Annotated in this window: 15 protein-coding genes and 1 riboswitch; of the genes, 5 read left to right on the plus strand and 10 right to left on the minus strand. The window is 72.3% G+C overall.

Translation table 11 applies throughout. From position 1 onward, the window contains the following. Positions 1-4 precede the first annotated feature (4 nt). Genes EFK10_RS36370 through EFK10_RS36380 form a run of 3 tightly spaced genes read right to left on the minus strand, consistent with a single transcriptional unit; the run spans position 5 to position 3,667 of the window. Positions 5-1,234 (minus strand): ketosynthase chain-length factor, encoded by a 1,230-nt coding sequence (locus EFK10_RS36370; RefSeq protein ID WP_127359910.1) that lies wholly within the window; start codon positions 1,232-1,234, stop codon positions 5-7. Further along, positions 1,231-2,514: a beta-ketoacyl-[acyl-carrier-protein] synthase family protein gene (locus tag EFK10_RS36375; RefSeq protein WP_127359911.1), complete on the minus strand. Its 1,284-nt coding sequence runs from the start codon at positions 2,512-2,514 to the stop codon at positions 1,231-1,233. Before EFK10_RS36375 ends, EFK10_RS36370 begins: the two co-directional genes overlap by 4 nt. 46 nt (positions 2,515-2,560) lie before the next feature. Continuing rightward, positions 2,561-3,667 carry a SchA/CurD-like domain-containing protein gene (locus EFK10_RS36380; RefSeq protein WP_127359912.1) on the minus strand — a complete coding sequence of 369 codons (1,107 nt, stop codon included), beginning with the start codon at positions 3,665-3,667 and terminating at the stop codon, positions 2,561-2,563. Positions 3,668-3,820: 153 nt separating this feature from the next. On the opposite strand from EFK10_RS36380, the gene EFK10_RS36385 reads away from it, so the two are divergent. Beyond that, the gene (locus EFK10_RS36385; protein WP_127359913.1) at positions 3,821-5,464 is read left to right on the plus strand and encodes an FAD-dependent oxidoreductase; all 1,644 of its coding nucleotides are present in this window, start codon (positions 3,821-3,823) and stop codon (positions 5,462-5,464) included. A gap of 116 nt (positions 5,465-5,580) precedes the next feature. Next, positions 5,581-5,779, plus strand: a riboswitch (cobalamin riboswitch). Positions 5,780-5,810: 31 nt separating this feature from the next. Further along, complete coding sequence (gene nicT, locus EFK10_RS36390; protein ID WP_127359914.1) at positions 5,811-6,908, plus strand: Nickel transporter NicT; 1,098 nt, start codon at positions 5,811-5,813, stop codon at positions 6,906-6,908. A gap of 168 nt (positions 6,909-7,076) precedes the next feature. Here the strand turns inward: nicT and EFK10_RS36395 are convergent, their stop codons facing one another. The 4 genes from EFK10_RS36395 to EFK10_RS36410 all read right to left on the minus strand — a co-directional run bounded on the left by EFK10_RS36395 (position 7,077) and on the right by EFK10_RS36410 (position 9,785). Further along, entirely contained in the window at positions 7,077-8,069 is a 993-nt protein-coding gene (locus EFK10_RS36395) for a zinc-binding dehydrogenase (protein WP_127359915.1), read from the minus strand. Positions 8,070-8,139: 70 nt separating this feature from the next. Next, a complete protein-coding gene (locus EFK10_RS36400; protein WP_127359916.1) occupies positions 8,140-8,634 on the minus strand; it encodes a hypothetical protein in 495 nt (164 codons plus the stop codon). After that, positions 8,631-9,158, minus strand: coding sequence for a GNAT family N-acetyltransferase (locus EFK10_RS36405; RefSeq protein WP_240677689.1), 528 nt, complete (start codon positions 9,156-9,158; stop codon positions 8,631-8,633). The genes EFK10_RS36400 and EFK10_RS36405 overlap by 4 nt, the downstream gene beginning before the upstream one ends. A 51-nt stretch (positions 9,159-9,209) precedes the next feature. Beyond that, on the minus strand, positions 9,210-9,785 hold the full coding sequence (locus tag EFK10_RS36410; RefSeq protein ID WP_127359917.1) for a TerD family protein: 576 nt from the start codon (positions 9,783-9,785) through the stop codon (positions 9,210-9,212). 132 nt (positions 9,786-9,917) lie between these two features. Here EFK10_RS36410 and arfB point away from each other — a divergent pair, with 132 nt between their 5' ends. Next, the gene (arfB, locus tag EFK10_RS36415; protein WP_127359918.1) at positions 9,918-10,355 is read left to right on the plus strand and encodes an alternative ribosome rescue aminoacyl-tRNA hydrolase ArfB; all 438 of its coding nucleotides are present in this window, start codon (positions 9,918-9,920) and stop codon (positions 10,353-10,355) included. Between the two features lie 8 nt (positions 10,356-10,363). Further along, on the plus strand, positions 10,364-11,500 hold the full coding sequence (locus EFK10_RS36420) for a threonine aldolase family protein (RefSeq protein WP_127359919.1): 1,137 nt from the start codon (positions 10,364-10,366) through the stop codon (positions 11,498-11,500). Positions 11,501-11,839: 339 nt separating this feature from the next. On the opposite strand, the gene EFK10_RS36425 is transcribed toward EFK10_RS36420, so the two are convergent. After that, positions 11,840-12,817 (minus strand): quinone oxidoreductase family protein, encoded by a 978-nt coding sequence (locus EFK10_RS36425; protein WP_127359920.1) that lies wholly within the window; start codon positions 12,815-12,817, stop codon positions 11,840-11,842. A gap of 106 nt (positions 12,818-12,923) precedes the next feature. Here EFK10_RS36425 and EFK10_RS36430 point away from each other — a divergent pair, with 106 nt between their 5' ends. Then, a complete protein-coding gene (locus EFK10_RS36430) occupies positions 12,924-13,256 on the plus strand; it encodes an ArsR/SmtB family transcription factor (protein ID WP_240677690.1) in 333 nt (110 codons plus the stop codon). On the opposite strand, the gene EFK10_RS36435 is transcribed toward EFK10_RS36430, so the two are convergent. Together EFK10_RS36435 and EFK10_RS36440 are read right to left on the minus strand one after the other, a co-directional pair. Then, the gene (locus tag EFK10_RS36435; protein ID WP_127359922.1) at positions 13,253-13,939 is read right to left on the minus strand and encodes a response regulator; all 687 of its coding nucleotides are present in this window, start codon (positions 13,937-13,939) and stop codon (positions 13,253-13,255) included. The two genes, EFK10_RS36430 and EFK10_RS36435, sit on opposite strands and share 4 nt — an antisense overlap. A 28-nt stretch (positions 13,940-13,967) precedes the next feature. Continuing rightward, positions 13,968-15,152 carry a sensor histidine kinase gene (locus EFK10_RS36440; protein ID WP_127359964.1) on the minus strand — a complete coding sequence of 395 codons (1,185 nt, stop codon included), beginning with the start codon at positions 15,150-15,152 and terminating at the stop codon, positions 13,968-13,970. Positions 15,153-15,231: the final 79 nt, after the last annotated feature.

Genomic DNA, 15,231 nt, shown 5'->3' on the forward strand with positions numbered 1-15,231 from the left:
TTGCTCACGGGGTGTACTCCTTCACTACGAGGGCCGCGTTGGAGCCCATGAGGCCGCGGCTGAGGACCAGCGCGGTACGCAGTCGAGCGCTACGCGCCCGGCCGGTGACCAGGTCGAGGCCGAGGTCGTCGCGGACCTCGGTGACCTGGGGGGTCGGCGGTACGGTGCCGTGCTCTATGGCGAGTACGGCGGCGGCCGTATCGAGGAGCGGGCTGCCGCAGTAGGCGCGGCCGGTGCCGGTCTTGGGGGCGGTGACGGGGACGCCGTGGGGGCCGAAGACGTCGGAGATGGCCTGTGCCTCGGCGAGGTCGGCGTCCGGGGTGCCCAGCGCGTCGGCGAAGACGACATCGATGTCGGCCGGCACGCACCCGGCCTCGTCCAGGGCCCCGCGGATCGCCCGGACCAGCCCCTCCCGGGACTCCGCCCACCGCGAGGGCCCGGTGAAGGTGGCGGCGTGTCCGGCGAGCACGGCGCGAGGTTCGGCGCCGCGCGCCAGGGCGTGGTCCAGGGCTTCGACCACCAGCATCGCGCCGCCCTCCGCCGGTACGAATCCGCAGGCGTGGGCGGTGAAGGGCAGATAGGCCCGGTCGGCTTCGGCGGCGAGGCTCAGTTCCGCGTAGCCGAGCTGGCAGACGGCGGAGTACGGCGCGAGCGGGGCCTCGGCGGCGCCCACGACGACCGCGTCGGTGCCGGTGTCGCGGTGCAGGTTGCGGCACGCGTGGGCGATGGCGTCGAGGCCGCCCGCCTCGTCGCTGGCGACGACCCCGCAGGGGCCCTTGAAGCCGCCCCGGATGGAGATCTGGCCCGTACTGGCCGCGTAGAACCAGGCGATGGACTGGTACGGGCCCACAAAGCGCGGCCCCTGGCCCCACAGCCGCTGGAGCTCGCGCTGACCGAACTCACCGCCACCGGACCCGGCGGCGGTGACCACACCCACGGCGAAGGGTTCGTCGGGATCCGTACTCAGCCGGGCGTCGGCCAGTGCCAGGTCTGCGGCGGCCATCGCGAAGTGCGTGAAGCGGTCGGTCTGGACGACGAAGCGCTCCTCGATGGCCGACGCCGCGTCAAAGCCGTGCACCTCGCCCGCGACCCGCAGCGGCAGGCCCTCGCAGCCCTTCCGGGTGACCCGGTCCAGGACGCTGACGCCTTCGCGGGTCGCCTTCCAGAAGGCGTCGGTGCCGATGCCGTTGGGCGCGACGACCCCGATGCCGGTGATGACGGCCTGCCTGTTCATGACCCCTCCGATCGGTTGAGTACGACGGCGGACTGGAAGCCGCCGAATCCGCTGCCCACCGACAGGACCGTCCGCAGCTTCATCTCCCGGGCCGTGCGAGGCACGTAGTCGAGGTCGCACTCCGGGTCCGGGGTCTCGTAGTTGGCGGTCGGCGGCACCACGCCGTTGGCCAGGGCCAGGGTGCAGGCGGCCAGCTCGATCGCGCCGATCGCGCCCAGCGAGTGGCCCACCATGGATTTGATGGAACTCATGGGCGTCGAGTAGGCGTGCGCGCCGAGGGAGCGCTTGACGGCGGCCGTCTCGTGGCGGTCGTTCTGCTTGGTGCCGGAGCCGTGGGCGTTGACGTAGTCGATGTCCCCGGCGTTGAGGCGGGCGTGGTCGAGGGCGCGGTCGATGGCCTCGGACATCTCCAGGCCCTCGGAGGTCAGCCCCGTCATGTGGTAGGCGTTTCCGTACGTGGCATAGCCCATGACCTCGCAGTAGACGGTCGCGCCCCGGGCCCTGGCGTGCTCCAGCTCCTCCAGGACGAGCACCGCGCCGCCCTCGCCCATGACGAAGCCGTCACGGTTGGCGTCGAAGGGGCGGGAGGCGTGGGCCGGGTCGTCGTTGTTGGCGGAGGTCGCCTTGATGGCGTCGAAGCAGGCCACCGTGATCGGGGAGATCGGCGAGTCCGAGGCGCCGGCCAGCACGATGTCGGCGCGGCCCTCCTCGATGGTGTGGAAGGCGTAGCCGACCGCGTCGAGGCCGGACGTACAACCGGTGGAGACGGTCTGCACCGGGCCGCGCGCGCCGTGCCGTTCGGCGATCTCGGAGGCCAGCGCGCTGGGCGCGAAGGCCCGGTGCAGATGCCGGCCCGCCTGCCGAGGGTCGACGTCCCAGTGGGCGCCGCGCTCGCTGACGCGTACGTAGTCGTGCTCCAGGCGGGTGGTGCCGCCGACCGCGGTGCCGAGCGAGACGCCGAGCCGCCAGGGGTCCACGAGGTCCAGGTCGAGCCCGGAATCGCGGACCGCCTCGGCGGCCGCCGCCAGCGCGAACTGCACGTAGCGGTCGGCCCGTTCGGTGTCGGCCGGGGTGAGCCCGTGTGCGACCGGGTCGAAGTCGCACTCGGCGGCGATCCGCGAACGGAAGCCGGCGGGGTCGAAGAGGGTGATGCCGCGGGTCGCCGTACGACCTGCGGTCAGCAGTTCCCAGAAGGCGGGAACCCCGACCCCGCCGGGGGCGACGACACCGGCCCCGGTGACCGCCACCCGGCGTATGGAGCTCCGGGAAGTCCTAGCCATGGTTGCCTCCTCCTCAGCCGGTGCCTGCGGGGTGGTGTGAGACAGATCAATCCCCTGGTGCCCGGCGGTCGGTGACGAGCCGCATGTCGTAGTCGGTGAGGAAGCGCTTGATGCCCTGCGCGTCCGTCAGGTCCACGCCCTCGGCGAGCAGCCGGGCCAGGACGCCCGTCCTGTGCGGTCCCTCGGCGCCCACGGCGGCCAGCGGTGCCTCCTCGATGGGCACCCGCAGGTCCACCAGGCGTACGACGATGTCCTCGTGCTCGCGCAGGAAGACCGTGCTGCCCGCGATCGGGCTCTTCGGGTCGTCGACCGCGCTCTCGTCCTGGCGGGCCAGCAGCCGCGCCAGCGCCTGGCCGCAGCCCTCCTTCGTGGGGTAGAACAGCGCGTGCCGCCGCAGGTCCGGGGAGTGTCCGTCGGCGCGCGCCGCCACATGGTGCACGGCCGGCAGCGCGGCCCGGGTGAAGAACTCCCGGGCCGAGTGCGGGTCGCTCAGGTCCCGGTCCACCTCGAGGTACGGGTTGATGGCCTCCTCGACCGCCCGCACCTCGGGCTGCTCCGCGACGTGGCGCAGCGCCTTCACCAGCTCGCCGTGCACCTCGACGGCCCGTACGACCCGGTTGCCGTGCATGAAGAGCGAGGTCCGGCGCAGCGAGGTCGTGTCGTCCACCCGCGCCTGCGGCGAGCTGTAGCCGGCCAGGATCTCGGCGACCGCGGCCTCGCTGCCCGGCTTCACGGTGAAGGTGATCGCGTGCCGGACCATCCCGTCACCGATGCGCGGGGTGGTCTGCAGGGTGCCGCCGGCGCTGGTGCGCTCGGCGGTCTCGCGCAGCACGCCGAAGCGCAGGGACCGGGTGTCGCGTACGCAGCCGTGCAGCGGCTCGACCATCTCCAGGTGCGCCGGGCTGTCCACCCAGGCCAGGAAGGTCAGCGCGCTCTCCCACTCGCTCGTGATCAGCCACTGCGAGGGGTTCTCGATCGACTGGCACAGCTGGTCGCTGATGTGGCCCGGGACGGCCGCCACCCGCTGACACATCTGGTCGTACGCTTCGAGCAGACGCTGCTCGGCGCCGTCCTCGACCTCAAGCAGCAGTACGACGCGGGTACGGGAGCCGTCCAGCGCGGACTGCGAGACCTTTTCGACCGGCGGTGTCATGGTCCACCTCATCCTTCGTGCGGTCCTTCGTGCGGTCCTTCGTGAGGGTCCGTCGTCCACTGATCGTGGTTCGGTGAGCCGGATGGGGCGAGATATGTGATCCACTCGGGTGAATTGCGACAAATCCCTCCGTAATCGGGCATTGAGCTACATATGACCACACAGGCCGACGACCGCGTCCCGGTCCTCATCGTGGGCGGCTCCCTCGTCGGGCTCTCCGCCTCGCTCTTCCTCGCCCGCCTGGGCGTCCCGCATCTCGTCGTCGAGAAGCACCCCGGCACCTCCATCCACCCGCGCGGCCGGGGCAACAACCTCCGGACCATGGAGCTGTACCGGACGGCCGGCGCCGAGCCGCAGATCCGCGCGGCAGCCGCCGTCCTCGCCGGCAACCAGGGCATCCTGCAGGCTGCGTCGCTGGTCGACGCCGAGGCCGAATGGCTCTTCAGGGAGATCGACGCGGGCGGCAAGCTGGCCCGGATCAGCCCCTCCGGGTGGTGTCTGTGCAGCCAGAACGACCTGGAGCCGGTTCTGCTGCGCTACGCACGGGAGTTGGGCGGGGACATCCGCTTCTCGACCGAGCTGCTGTCCTTCGAGCAGTCCGAGGACGGGACCGGCGTGACGGCGCAGTTGCTGGACCGCGAGAGCGGCGAGCGGCGGCAGATCACGGCCGACTACCTGATCGCCGCGGACGGCCCGCGCAGCCCCGTCCGGGAGGCCCTCGGCATCGGCCAGACCGGGCGCGGCGAACTCTTCCACAACGTCAGCGTCACCTTCCGGGCGAAGCGGCTCGTGGACGCGGTCGGCGACCACCACTTCATCGCCTGCTACCTCACCAACCCCGACGCGGACGGTGTCCTGCTGCCCGTCGACAACTTGGAGAACTGGGTCTTCCACGCCCCCTGGCACCCCGACCGGGGCGAGAGGCTCGAGGACTTCACAGACGACCGGTGCGCGCAGCACATCCGCGCCGCAGTCGGCCTGCCCGACCTGGAGATCGAGATCACCGGGAAGGCACCCTGGCACGCCGCCGAGCGCGTCGCCGACCGCTACGCCGTCGGGCGGGTGTTGCTCGCCGGTGACTCCGTGCACGAGATGTCCCCGACCGGCGCCTTCGGCTCCAACACCGGCATCCAGGACGCCCACAACCTGGCCTGGAAGCTCGCCGCCGTGCTCGGCGGCTGGGCCGGGCCCGCGCTTTTGGACACGTACGAGCAGGAGCGCCGCCCCGTCGCCATCGCCACCGGCGAACGCGCCTCCGCCCGCTCCGCCGAGCACAGCCACCCCGGCTACGCGGCCCCGGCCGGCGGCGGCCCCCAGAAGAACGTCATGGCCGTCGCCCTCGGCTACCGCTACCCCGACGGCGCCGTCGTCGGCGCCGACCCCGGCCTGCCCGTCGTCCCCGAGGCCTTCCGCCCCACCGGCGAGCCGGGCAGCCGCGCCCCGCACCTCTGGGTCACCGACGGGGGCGGCGTCCGCCGCTCCACCCTCGACCTGTACGAACGCTCCCCCGTCCTCCTCGTCGGCGACGGCGACCCCGGCGCCGCCTGGTGCGACGCCGCCCGCTCAGCCGCCGCCCGCCGCTACGTCCCCCTCGCCGTCCACCGCATCGGCTTCGGCCCCGACGCCGACCTGGTCCCCGAGCCCGACGCGGAGTGGGCCGCCCTTCACGGCATCACGGACAGCGGCGCGGTTCTGGTGCGCCCCGACGGCTTCGTCGCCTGGCGCGCCCCCGGGCTGCCGCCCGAGCCGGAGGCGTGGCTGGTGGATGTGCTGGGGGCCGTGCTGCGGCTGGGCTGAGCGGATGGGTGTCGCGCCGTTGCGCCTGCGGCGATCGCTTGTACGGCGGCGTGGGCGAGCGGCATGTGCGGGCACGTAGCGGCGGAGCCTGTGACATGGCTGTGAAGGCGCTGCGGTTAAGGTGGTCGGGCCGTGGTGCTCGGGAAGACCGGTGACAGACCCTCAGGGGTCCCAGCCCGGAGCGGCCCTCGCCACTGTGATCGGGAGCTCCGCCCCAACCGTACGTGCCACTGGCCGCCGCAAGGTGGCTGGGAAGGCAGGGGCGGCGCGCTTACACCCGTAAGCCAGGAGACCGGCCACGGCATCTCACGAGCAATTCCACGAGGTGCTGGAGCGTGATCGACGAATGACTGCTGCGTCCGATTTCTGCTGGCGACGCCAGGACTCCCTTCGAACGGCCGGACTGCTGGCGGTAATAGCCGCCATGCACGTCGTCGCCTTCGGCGTGCTCTTCCTGCTGGTCGTCCCCCACCGTTACACCGTCGGCACCCAGGTCTACGGCGTCGGCCTGGGCATCACCGCCTACACCCTGGGCATGCGGCACGCCTTCGACGCCGACCACATCGCCGCCATCGACAACACCACCCGCAAGCTCATGGCCGACGGCAAACGGCCCGTCTCGGTGGGCTTCTGGTTCGCCCTCGGGCACTCCAGCGTGGTAGTCGTCCTCGCCGCTCTCATCGCCGGTGGCACCCGGCTCGCCGGGCGGATCATGAACGAGGGCTCCCGCACGCATGAAGTGCTGGGCGTCATGGGGACGACCATCTCCGGGCTGTTTCTCTACCTCATCGCCGCGCTCAATCTGGTGGCCCTCGTCGGCATCATGCGGGTCTACCGGGTCATGCGCGCCGGTTCGTTCGACGAGGCCGAGCTCGAGGCGCACCTCGACTCACGCGGCTTCATGAACCGCCTGCTCGGCCGCTTCACCCGCTCCATCACCCGCCCCGGGCAGATGTTCCCGCTCGGCTTCCTCTTCGGCCTCGGCTTCGACACCGCCACCGAAGTCACCCTCATGGTCATGGCCGGCAGCGGCGCCGCGGCCGGGCTGCCCTGGTACGCCGTGCTGTGCCTGCCGTTGCTCTTCGCCGCCGGGATGAGCCTCTTCGACACGCTCGACGGCACGTTCATGAACTTCGCCTACCAGTGGGCCTTCTCCAACCCCGTGCGGAAGGTCTTCTACAACCTCACCATCACCGGGCTGTCGATCGCCGTCGCGCTTCTGATCGGCACGATCGAACTCGTGGGCGTCCTCCACCAGAAGCTCGACCTTTCCGACCCCTTCACCGGGTGGATCGCCACCATCGACCTCGGCAACGTCGGCTTCCTCATCGTCGCCCTCTTCGTCGTCGTCTGGGCCGCCGCCCTCCTCTACTGGCGCGCCGCCCGCGTAGAAGAACGCTGGGCCGCCACGGCCCGCTCCGCGGACGGCACCGCCCAGCCTTGATCCCGCCGGCGGGTTGATTCCCCCACCCCGCCCACGGGCGCGCAGCCGCCGACGGACCGCCACCACCGACCCGGCAGGCGCGGCGGCGCCCCCGGCACGGCGGACGGAGTCCGGCGCAGCGGCTCGAAGCCCGCAAGTCCCCTGGGGCCGAGCGGTGCGAGAGGCGCGTCAGAGCTCGGGGCGCAGGACGACCTTGCCCAAGGTGCGGCGGGACTCGAGGGCGGCGTGGGCGGCGGCGGCCTGGGCGAGGGGGAAGGGGTGGAGGGCGGGGATGAGGCGGCGGGCGGCGGCTTCGGTGAGGGCGGCGGATTCGAGGGCGCGGAGGCCGTCGGGGCCGGCGGCGCGGAGCATGGAGGGGCCGAGGAGGACGGCGGAGGTGATGCGGCGGGCGGCGAGGTCGCCCGCGGCCAACTGGAGGGGGCCGCCGGAGGCCCAGCCGTACACGAGGTGGCGGCCGCTGGGGCCGAGGAGGTCGACCGCACCCCGCGCGGGGTCGCTGCCGACGCCGTCGAAGACGACCGTGGCGGGGCGCCCGGCGAGGGCGGCGCGGGCGAGGTCGGTCCAGCCGGGGGCGGTGTAGTCGACGGCGGCGTCAGCGCCGAGGGCCAGTACGCGCTCGGTCTTGGCCGGACCCCCGGCGAGGCCGACGACAGTGGCGCCGGCGTTGCGCGCCGCCTGGACGAGCAGGCTGCCGATGCCGCCGGCGGCGGCGGTGACGAGGGCGACGTCGTCCGGGCCGAGCCCGGACTGGCGGAGGATGCCCATGGTCGTACGGCCGGTGCCGATCATGGCGACGGCCTCGGCGAAGTCCAGGCCGTCCGGGAGGACGTGCAGCCGATCGGTGTCGGTGACGGCCAGCTCGGCGTAGCCGCCCGGCACCATGCCGAGGTGCGCGACGACGCGCCGGCCGAGCCATTCGGGGCCGATGCCGGGGCCGAGGGCGTCCACGGTCCCGGCTACTTCGCGGCCCGGGATGGTCGGCAGCTCGGGCAGGGCGTACGGGCCTTTGGGGTCCCCGGCGCGGATCGCGGTGTCGATGACGTGGACGCCGGACGCCGCGACCGCGATCCGGACCTGGCCGGGACCCGGCTCGGGGTCGTCGGCCTTCTCGTAGCGGAGGTTCTCGGCCGGTCCGAAGGAGTACAGGCGGATGGCGTGCACAGCGGGACTCCTTGAGGGGTGAGCGGCAGCGCGTACGCGCACAAGCCTCCGACCTCAACCGGACTTGAGGTCAAGTCCGCGGGTACCGCGCCAGCAGATCCCAGATCACCGGATTCTGGTCGAGCCGGTCGTGCATGTCCGTCAGGTCCGCCACCAGGTCCTGCAAGAAATCGCGGGCCTCACGCCGCAGTTCGGCGTGGTTGAAGGCAAGCGGCGGATCGTCCGGCGCCCAGTCGGCCACGACGTCCACCCAGCCGAAGCGGCGCTCGAAGCGCAGCCGGTCCGTGGACTCGGTGAAGTCCAGCTCGGCGTACTGCGGGCGGGCGGCCCGGCTGCCCAAGGGGTCGCGGTCGAGTTGCTCGACGATATCGCACAGGGCCCAGGCGAAGTCGAGGACCGGCACCCATCCCCAGGCTGTGGACAACTCACGGTCAGCCTTCACGTCCGCGAGGTAGACGTCGCCGCAGAAGAGGTCGTGGCGCAGCGCGTGCACGTCCGCGGTGCGGTAGTCCGTCTGCGGTGGGTCCGGGAAGCGGCGGGACAGTGAGTAGCCGATATCGATCACGGGGACGATGGTGGCAGGTCCTTGTGGAGGACGACGCAGGGGCGCCCCAGCTGCCGGTCCTCGCGGCGGTCGATGGCCCGGTAGCCGAGCGCCGTCCAGAAGAGCAGCGCCCCGGGGTTGTTCTCCAGCACCGCGAGGCGTACGCCGTCGCGGCCGGCGCCCCGCAGGCGGTCCTCGACGAGGGCGGCGAGTTCGCGGCCGTATCCGGCCCGGTGGTGCTGGCTGTGCACCATCAGCAGGCCGATCCACGGGTACGTGTCGAGCGGGTCGGGGTGCTCGGCCAGCGTGACGGCGAGGCCGACCAGCCCGTTGCCGGCGCGGGCGAGGAGCACCTCCGACGCGGGATGGACCAGCTCGGCGTTGATGCTGGAGGACACCTGCTCCGGGCGGACGTCCTCCGGGTCCGGGAAGTCGCCGCTGAGGCGGTGGAAGGCGGCGTTGGAGGCGTACAGGTCGGTCAGCTCGGCCAGCAGGCCGGCGGGGAGGGAGCCGTCGACGGGCTCGAGCGGTTCGAGCAGCAGCATGCCCCGCACGATAGTGCCGTGCGGGGCATGAAGGCTCGGCCGTGGCCGCGACTAGAGGTTGACGCCGAAGTCGGTCGCGATGCCGACCAGGCCGGAGGCGTAGCCCTGGCCCACGGCGCGGAACTTCCACTCCGCGCCGTTGCGGTAGAGCTCGCCGAAGACCATGGCGGTCTCGGTGGCGGCGTCCTCGCTGAGGTCGTAGCGGGCGATCTCGGCGCCGCCGGCCTGGTTGACGATGCGGATGTAAGCGTTCCGCACCTGGCCGAAGTTCTGGCTGCGGGTCTCGGCGTCGTAGATGGAGACCGGGAAGACGATCTTGTCGACGTCGGCGGGGAGCCCCGCCAGGTTGACGTTGATGGCCTCGTCGTCGCCCGCGCCCTCGCCGGAGCGGTTGTCGCCGGTGTGGACGATGCTCTGGTCCGGGGACGTCTTGTTGTTGAAGAAGACGAAGTGGCCGTCCGAGTAGACCTTGCCCCCCGCGTTGACCGCGATGGCGCTCGCGTCCAGGTCGAATTCGGTGCCCGTGGTGGTACGGGCGTCCCAGCCGAGGCCGACCGTGACGGCCGTCAGGCCCGGGGCTTCCTTGGTGAGCGAGACGTTGCCGCCCTTGGACAGGCTTACAGCCATGGGGTCCCCTCCGTGATGTCGGTTGTTGCTGCCGACGACGCTACCTTCAAGGGTCACAACGCGGTCAGGGGACCGCATGGTTCCGTTACCCGGCCAAAAAGCGTGTGACGGACAGGGGTGGAACACGGGATCATGGGACACATGTCCGGGCCCATTCTCATCCGCGGTTCGGTCTCCATCCCGGAGGCCGAGCTCATGTGGCGTTTCTCCCGCTCCTCCGGGCCCGGTGGCCAGCACGTCAACACCAGCGACAGCCAGGTCGAGCTGCGCTTCGACCTGGCGAACACGGAATCCCTCCCGCCGGTGTGGAAGGAGCGTGCGCTCGAACGGCTCGCCTCCCGCCTCACCGGCGGCGTCCTTTCCGTACGCGCCTCCGAGCACCGCTCCCAGTGGCGCAACCGCGAGACCGCCGCCGCCCGCCTCTCCTCCCTTCTCGCGGAGGCCACCGCGCCCCCGCCGAAGGCGCGCCGCGCGACCCGCGTCCCCCGCGGCATCAACGAGCGGCGCCTGCAGCACAAGAAGCACCGCGCGGAGACCAAGCGCGGCCGTACCGGCAAGGATTGGGGCTGAGCGCGGGAATGAGCGACGAAGACGACCTGAGGGCACGGCGGTTCGCGGCGATACGCGCCTGCGACCGCGTGCTGTCGTACGGCAAGCCGCGGTCGATGGGCGACCACCTCGCACGGCTCTCGGCGTACGAGGGCCTGGACGGGCGCCCGGACATGTACGGCGACGGGGTCGTCGCCGAGCTGGAGCGCCGGGTCGCCGAGTTGCTCGGGACCGAAGCGGCGGCCTTCTTCCCCACCGGGACCATGGCCCAGCAGGCCGCCCTGCGCTGCTGGGCGGGGCGTACGGGCAACTCCACGGTCGCCCTGCACCCGCTCGCGCACCCCGAGATGCACGAGCGTGGCGCGCTGTCCGCGCTGAGCGGGCTGCGGACCGTGCACCCCACCACCGAGCGGCGCCTTCCGGACGCGGACGAGGTCCGCGACCTCGACGAGCCCTTCGGCACCCTGATGCTCGAACTCCCGCTGCGCGACGCCGGGTTCATCCTGCCCACCTGGGAAGGCCTTACCGAGACGGTCGCCGCCGCCCGCGAGCGCGACGCCGTCGTCCACTTCGACGGCGCCCGGCTTTGGGAGTGCCCGACGCACTTCGGCCGTTCCCTCCCCGAGATCGCCGCGCTCGCCGACAGCGTCTACGTCTCCTTCTACAAGTCCCTCGACGGCATCTCCGGCGCCTGCCTCGCCGCGTCCGCCGACCTGATCGCCGAGGCCAAGACCTGGCGGCACCGCTACGGCGGCCTCCTTTTCCAGCAGTGGCCCGCCGCCGTCGCCGCGCTCCACGGCCTCGATCACGAACTGCCCCGCCTGCCGGAGTACGTCGCTCACGCGAAGGTCGTCGCGGCGGCGCTGCGGGAGGGCCTGGCCGGAGCCGTGCCCTTCTTCCAGGTCCACCCGGAGACGCCGTACACCCACCAGTTCCAGGTCTGGCTGCCCTACCCGGCCGACGTGCTGGACGCGGCGTGCCTGCGGCAGGCGGAGGAGACCAAGTCCCAGGTCTTCGGCAGGTGGTTCGCCACGGAGGTGCCCGGCCTCTCGGCGACGGAGATGACGGTCGCGGCCTCCGCCCTGGAGTGGACGGCGTCGGACGTGACGGCGGGCGTGGCCGACTTCCTGGCGTTCGTCGGAGGGTCGGACAGGGCCGAGGCCTAGAGGGCCTGTCCGGTCAATCTCCGCGGCGTCGCGTGCCTCCCCCAGCCTGGCGGCTGGGTGGGGGTCCTCCCCCTGGCTTCGCCGGGGGGACACCCACCGGTCGAAGGCTGGGGGCGTGCCCCCAGGCACCAGCACTCGCGGCGTTGCCAAAATGCCCTAGTAGCTCTCCCCCAGCCTTCGGCCGGGAGGTACCCCCACCCCCAAGCTCTCGACTTCGCTCGAGCAGGGGGGACCCCATCAAGGGCATCCCGGCGCCTGGCGATCGCAGGCGCCGCTGCGGACATCAGCCGCTGGCGCGGCGGGCCGCTCCTGCTCCCACGGAGATCGACCGGACAGGCCCTAGGATCCGACCCGCAGCAGCAGCTTGCCCGTTGTCGTCCGGGTGTCCATCAGCCGGTGGGCCTCCGCCGCCTCGGCGAGCGGGAACTCCGCCGTGACCGGGAGCGTGACCGCGCCCTCGGCGACCGTGCGGAAGGCCCGGTCGGCGATTGCGCGCAGCGCCTGGGGCTCGGTCTGCGCAAGAGTGAGGATCGAGAAGCCGGCGACGGACACCGCGCCCGGGTAGAGCTCGGGCTGACCGACCTGCCAGGGGGCGGCGCCGCTCGCGTTGCCGTACGAGACGAGGCGGCCGAAGAGGGCGAGCGAGGCGAGGCTGCCGCGCAGGGTGTCGCCGCCGACCGGGTCGAGGGCGAGGTCGACGCCACGGCCCCCGGTGGCGCGGCGGACGTCGTCCGGGAAGCCGTCGCCGGTGAAGAGCTGGTCGTAGCCGTACTTGAGCGCGTACTCGGCCTTGCCGGGACTGGACACGACCCCGTAGACCGCACCCGCGCCGGCCGCCTTGGCGAGCTGGCCGAGCACCGTGCCGACGCCCCCGGCCGCGCTTTGTACGAGCACCGTCTCGCCGGCGCGGAGGCGGCCGACCTCGTGCAGCAGGGCGTGCGCGGTGGGCAGGACGGTCGGCAAAGTCGCGCCGGTGCGCAGGTCCAGGCCGTCCGGGAGGGCGAAGACCGTGGAAGCGGCTGCCAGGACCACTTCCGCGTAGCCGTCGCCCTCCGTCAGTGCGGCGACCTCCTGGCCGGCCGCCAGCCCCTCCACCACGGCGCCCACCGCGCGGATCCGCCCGGAGACCTCCAGCCCGGGCCGGAAGGGCAGGGAGGGTACCCGGTAGCCGTTGGCGCGGGACTTGAGGTCGGCGAAGTTGACCCCGGCGTACGCGACGTCGATCGTCACCTCCCCGGGCCCGGGCTCAGGGACGGGCGCCTCGACCACCGTCAGGACCTCGGGGCCGCCGTATTCACCGATCTCGACCGCGCGCATGGCACTACCCCCAGAGTGTTTAATGAAAAGCGAACACCTAGCGCTTTGGAGTGTACGGATCTCATCGAACACTCTGCAAGCAGAAACCCCGGAAGGACCCCCGCCCGTGAGCCACCGGCCCGCGCCCGAGCACACCCACCCCGACGACGTACCCGTCCAGGCGGCCCTCGCCGCCCTCGCCGACCCCGTACGGCTGCGGCTTGTCCGGGAGCTGGCCCGGGCGGCCGACTGGGAGCGGGCCTGCGGCACCTTCGACGTGCCGGTCGGCAAGGCGGCGCTGAGCCACCACTTCGCCGTGCTGCGCTCCTCGGGGCTGATCGAGCAGCGCGACCTCGGCGCCAGGCGCGTCAACCGCCTGCGCCGCGCCGAGTTCGACGCCCGCTTCCCCGGCCTGCTCGACCTCGTGCTCGGCGAGGACCAGGGCACTTCCGGGGACTAGACGCCGCTGCTGCCGGCCCGCACCAGCCCGGTCTCGTACGCCAGCACCACCGCCTGTACCCGGTCGCGCAGGTCGAGCTTGGTGAGGATGCGGCCGACGTGGGTCTTCACGGTCGCCTCGGACAGCACCAGCTTCCGCGCGATCTCGCCGTTGGACAGGCCCTGGGCGACCAGCAGCAGCACCTCGCGCTCACGCTCGGTGAGCCGGTCGATGCCTTCCGCGCCGGGCTGGACGGCGGTGCTCGGCAGCATGGGGGTGAAGCGGTCGAGGAGGCGGCGGGTGGTGCTGGGGGCGACGACGGCGTCGCCGCTGTGGACGGCCCGGATCGCGCCGAGCAGCTCGCTGGGCGGCACGTCCTTGAGCATGAAGCCGCTGGCGCCCGCCTTGAGGGCGGAGAAGGCGTACTCGTCGAGATCGAAGGTGGTCAGGATCAGCACGCGCGGGCCACCCTCCCGCTCCGCCGCGTCGCCGCAGATCTTCCGGGTCGCCTCGACGCCGTCCATCTTCGGCATGCGTACGTCCATCAGCACCACGTCCACCTTGGTGGCCCGCAGCACCTCCAGGGCCTCCGCGCCGTCGCCCGCTTCGGCGACGACCTCCATGTCGGGCTGAGCCTGCAGCACCATGCGGAAGCCGGTGCGCAGCAGTGCCTGGTCGTCGACGAGCATTACGCGGATCGCCATGGGTGTCAGGTCCTCTTTCTCTAGCGCTCTAGCGGGTGGTCTTGATGGGCAGTACGGCACTGATCCGGAAGCCGCCGCCCGGCCGCGGTCCCGCGTCGAGGGTGCCGCTGACCATGCCGATCCGCTCACGCATGCCGATCAGGCCCTGGCCGAGGCCGTCCTCGCCGCCCTCCTCGTACAGCTCGTGCTGGGCGCCGCGTCCGTCGTCCTCGATGAGCAGGGCCAGTTCGTGTTCGCCGAAGCCGATCCGTACGCTCGCGCTCACCTCGGGGCCGCCGTGCTTGCGGGTGTTGGTCAGCGCCTCCTGCACGATGCGGTACGCCGTCAGCTCGACCCCGCTCGGCAGCGGGCGCGACTCGCCCGCCACCTCGAACCGCACCGGAAGCCCGGCCCCCCGGACCTGCTCGATGAGGTCGGAGAGCTCGTCGACGCCGGGCTGCGGGACGTACTCACCGCCCGCGTCGTCGCTCGAGCGCAGCAGCCCGAGCAGCCGGCGCATCTCGGCCAGCGCCTGCCGTCCGGTCGACGAGATGGTCTCCAGCGCCTGCTTGGCCTGCTCCGGCGAGGCGTCCAGGACATAGGCGGCGCCGTCCGCCTGCACCACCATCACGGAGACGTTGTGGGCGACGACGTCATGCAGCTCGCGGGCGATACGGGCCCGCTCGGCCGCCACCGCGGCCTTGGACTGCGCCTCGCGCTCCCGCTGGAGCCGGGCGGCACGCTCCTCCAGCTGGGCGTAGTAGGCGCGCCGGGTGCGCAGGCTGTCGCCGATGACCCAGGCGAGGGCGAAGGGGATGGTCAGGAAGACCATGGAGATGAGGTTGCCCCAGTGGTCCTCGTGACTGCCGGGCCAGCGCAGCGTGGCGATGGGCGAGGCGCACAGGCCGCCGACGAGCGCGAGCCGGGAGGCCCAGCCGGGGCCGTTCGAGGCGACCGTGTAGATGATCACCAGCATGGCGAAGTCGGCCGGGTTGACCTGGACATTAGTGGCGATCTGGGCCAGGCCCGCGGCTATCGCGAGCAGCAGCATCCGCTCCGGTGCCCGGCGGCGCAGCGCGACGGCGACGGAAAGGGCGAGGGCGGTCGTCGCGGCCGCCGTGAGATGGCGCCCCTCCGAGGCGATCCACAGGCAGGAGAATCCGAGCAGCACGAAAGCCCAGAAGGTGTCGACACCGGTCGGATGCCTGCGGAGGAAGTCGTAGAGGCGCTGCACGTCACCCAGCGTATGCACGCCACCCTCGTCGGGGAGTCAGTCGGCAGAGCGATCTGTCCTACTCCGCAGGGTGGAGCCC

This window comes from Streptomyces soli, from assembly GCF_003999195.1.
Lineage (GTDB): Bacteria > Actinomycetota > Actinomycetes > Streptomycetales > Streptomycetaceae > Actinacidiphila > Actinacidiphila soli.

Bases quoted from the DNA above. Each gene is read 5' to 3' on its own strand.
- EFK10_RS36370 (WP_127359910.1), bottom strand. From the start codon at position 1,234: ATGAACAGGCAGGCCGTCATCACCGGCATCGGGGTCGTCGCGCCCAAC.
- EFK10_RS36375 (WP_127359911.1), bottom strand. From the start codon at position 2,514: ATGGCTAGGACTTCCCGGAGCTCCATACGCCGGGTGGCGGTCACCGGG.
- EFK10_RS36380 (WP_127359912.1), bottom strand. From the start codon at position 3,667: ATGACACCGCCGGTCGAAAAGGTCTCGCAGTCCGCGCTGGACGGCTCC.
- EFK10_RS36385 (WP_127359913.1), top strand. From the start codon at position 3,821: ATGACCACACAGGCCGACGACCGCGTCCCGGTCCTCATCGTGGGCGGC.
- nicT (WP_127359914.1), top strand. From the start codon at position 5,811: ATGACTGCTGCGTCCGATTTCTGCTGGCGACGCCAGGACTCCCTTCGA.
- EFK10_RS36405 (WP_240677689.1), bottom strand. From the start codon at position 9,158: ATGCTGCTGCTCGAACCGCTCGAGCCCGTCGACGGCTCCCTCCCCGCC.
- EFK10_RS36410 (WP_127359917.1), bottom strand. From the start codon at position 9,785: ATGGCTGTAAGCCTGTCCAAGGGCGGCAACGTCTCGCTCACCAAGGAA.
- arfB (WP_127359918.1), top strand. From the start codon at position 9,918: ATGGGACACATGTCCGGGCCCATTCTCATCCGCGGTTCGGTCTCCATC.
- EFK10_RS36420 (WP_127359919.1), top strand. From the start codon at position 10,364: ATGAGCGACGAAGACGACCTGAGGGCACGGCGGTTCGCGGCGATACGC.
- EFK10_RS36425 (WP_127359920.1), bottom strand. From the start codon at position 12,817: ATGCGCGCGGTCGAGATCGGTGAATACGGCGGCCCCGAGGTCCTGACG.
- EFK10_RS36435 (WP_127359922.1), bottom strand. From the start codon at position 13,939: ATGGCGATCCGCGTAATGCTCGTCGACGACCAGGCACTGCTGCGCACC.